Source organism: Dietzia natronolimnaea (assembly GCF_002289575.1).
GTDB lineage: Bacteria > Actinomycetota > Actinomycetes > Mycobacteriales > Mycobacteriaceae > Dietzia > Dietzia natronolimnaea_A.
In genome coordinates, this window is sequence record NZ_NTGA01000071.1 from 1 (window position 1) to 3,037 (window position 3,037).

Annotated in this window: 1 rRNA gene; it reads right to left on the reverse strand. The window is 55.9% G+C overall.

The window, feature by feature from the left end:
* A 23S ribosomal RNA gene (locus CEY15_RS17595) occupies nucleotides 1–2,966 on the reverse strand; the annotation flags it as partial.
* Between the last annotated feature and the right edge of the window lie 71 nt (nucleotides 2,967–3,037).

The window sequence follows — 3,037 nt, forward strand, 5'->3', positions numbered from 1 at the left end:
CAGGCTTCCCGCTTAGATGCTTTCAGCGGTTATCCCTTCCGAACGTAGCTAACCAGCGATGCTCCTGGTGGAACAACTGGCACACCAGAGGTTCGTCCGTCCCGGTCCTCTCGTACTAGGGACAGCCTTCCTCAAGTTTCTTACGCGCGCGGCGGATAGAGACCGAACTGTCTCACGACGTTCTAAACCCAGCTCGCGTGCCGCTTTAATGGGCGAACAGCCCAACCCTTGGGACCTACTCCAGCCCCAGGATGCGACGAGCCGACATCGAGGTGCCAAACCATCCCGTCGATATGGACTCTTGGGGAAGATCAGCCTGTTATCCCCGGGGTACCTTTTATCCGTTGAGCGACACCGCTTCCACTTGCCGGTGCCGGATCACTAGTCCCGACTTTCGTCCCTGCTCGACGTGTCAGTCTCACAGTCAAGCTCCCTTGTGCACTTGCACTCAACACCTGATTGCCATCCAGGCTGAGGGAACCTTTGGGCGCCTCCGTTACTCTTTGGGAGGCAACCGCCCCAGTTAAACTACCCACCAGGCACTGTCCCTAACCCAGATCATGGGCCGAGGTTAGACGTCCAATACGATCAGAGTGGTATTTCAACAACGACTCCACACACACTGGCGTGCATGCTTCACAGTCTCCCACCTATCCTACACAAACCGAATCGAACGCCAATACCAAGCTATAGTAAAGGTCCCGGGGTCTTTTCGTCCTGCCGCGCGTAACGAGCATCTTTACTCGTAATGCAATTTCGCCGAGTCTGTGGTCGAGACAGCAGAGAAGTCGTTACGCCATTCGTGCAGGTCGGAACTTACCCGACAAGGAATTTCGCTACCTTAGGATGGTTATAGTTACCACCGCCGTTTACTGGGGCTTAAATTCTCAGCTTCGCCTTGCGGCTAACCGGTCCTCTTAACCTTCCAGCACCGGGCAGGCGTCAGTCCGTATACATCGACTTACGTCTTCGCACGGACCTGTGTTTTTAGTAAACAGTCGCTTCTCTCTGGTCTCTGCGACCACACCCAGCTCCCACCGTGAAGGTGTTCACCGGGCATGGCCCCCCTTCTCCCGAAGTTACGGGGGTATTTTGCCGAGTTCCTTAACCACAGTTCTCTCGATCGCCTTGGTATTCTCTACCTGATCACCTGTGTCGGTTTGGGGTACGGGCCGTGTATGAACTCACTAGAGGCTTTTCTCGGCAGCATAGGATCACTGAATTCCCCACAACGGGTACGCATCAAGTCTCAGCCTTCATGTGACACGGATTTGCCTATGTCACGGCCTACACTCTTACACCAGTACAACCACTGACTGGCCCAGCTACCTTCCTGCGTCACCCCATCGCTTGGCTACTACCAGATCAGGTCCCGCGCATCCAGACCACGTCATCCCGAAGGATGCTCCAGGCCATTCAGGGCGGTTAGTATCACTGATTCACCATGGGCGCGCATACACGGGTACGGGAATATCAACCCGTTGTCCATCGACTACGCCTGTCGGCCTCGCCTTAGGTCCCGACTCACCCTGGGCAGATTAGCTTGACCCAGGAACCCTTGATCATTCGGCGGACGAGTTTCTCACTCGTCATTCGCTACTCATGCCTGCATTCTCACTCGTGTGGCCTCCACGCCTGGATCACTCCGACGCTTCTATGGCCACACGACGCTCCCCTACCCACCCACACACCTGCCCGGAGGAGGTTATTGTGTGAGTGCCGCGGCTTCGGCGGTGTACTTGAGCCCCGCTAAATTGTCGGCGCAGGACCACTTGACCAGTGAGCTATTACGCACTCTTTCAAGGGTGGCTGCTTCTAAGCCAACCTCCTGGCTGTCTCAGCGATCCCACATCCTTTTCCACTTAGTACACGCTTAGGGGCCTTAGCCGGCGATCTGGGCTGTTTCCCTCTCGACTATGAAGCTTATCCCCCACAGTCTCACTGCCGCACTCTCACACCTCGGCATTCGGAGTTTGGCTGACGTCAGTAACCTTGTAGGGCCCATCGGCCATCCAGTAGCTCTACCTCCGAGGTGAAACATGCGACGCTGCACCTAAATGCATTTCGGGGAGAACCAGCTATCACGGAGTTTGATTGGCCTTTCACCCCTACCCACAACTCATCCCCTCAGTTTTCAACCTAAGTGGGTTCGCGCCTCCACGACGTCTTACCGTCGCTTCACACTGGCCATGGGTAGATCACTCCGCTTCGGGTCTAGAGCATGCCACTCACTCGCCCTATTAGGACTCGCTTTCGCTACGGCTTCCCCACACGGGTTAACCTCGCGACATACCACTAACTCGCAGGCTCATTCTTCAAAAGGCACGCCATCAGCCCGAAAGCCTCTGACGGATTGTAAGCACACGGTTTCAGGTACTATTTCACTCCCCTCCCGGGGTACTTTTCACCATTCCCTCACGGTACTAATCCGCTATCGGTCACCAAGGAGTATTTAGGCTTACCGGGTGGTCCCGGCAGATTCACAGCAGATTTCACGGGCCCGCTGCTACTTGGGAACACAAATCGCCCAGCCACAAAGCTTTCAGGTACGGGACTCTCACCCTCTACGGCCGACCCTTCCAAGTCGTTCCCCTAACCCGCGGACTATCAAGCGCCTGATCCGGCAGAACCAGGACATCATGCCCCACAACACCACACACGCAACCCCTGCCGGGTATCACACGCATGCGGTTTAGCCTCTTCCGCGTTCGCTCGCCGCTACTGACGGAATCACTATTGTTTTCTCTTCCTGCGGGTACTGAGATGTTTCACTTCCCCGCGTTCCCTCCACACACCCTATGTATTCAGATGTGGGTAACACGCCATCACGCGCGCTGGGTTCCCCCATTCGGACACCCTCGGATCACAGCTCGGTTGGCAGCTCCCCGAGGCTTATCGCAGCCTCCTACGTCCTTCATCGGCTCTTGGTGCCAAGGCATCCACCGTGTGCTCTTACACACTTACATTCACAAACAATTAAAGATGCTCGCGTCCACTGTGCAGTTCTCAAACAACACACACCAACCCCACCCACACC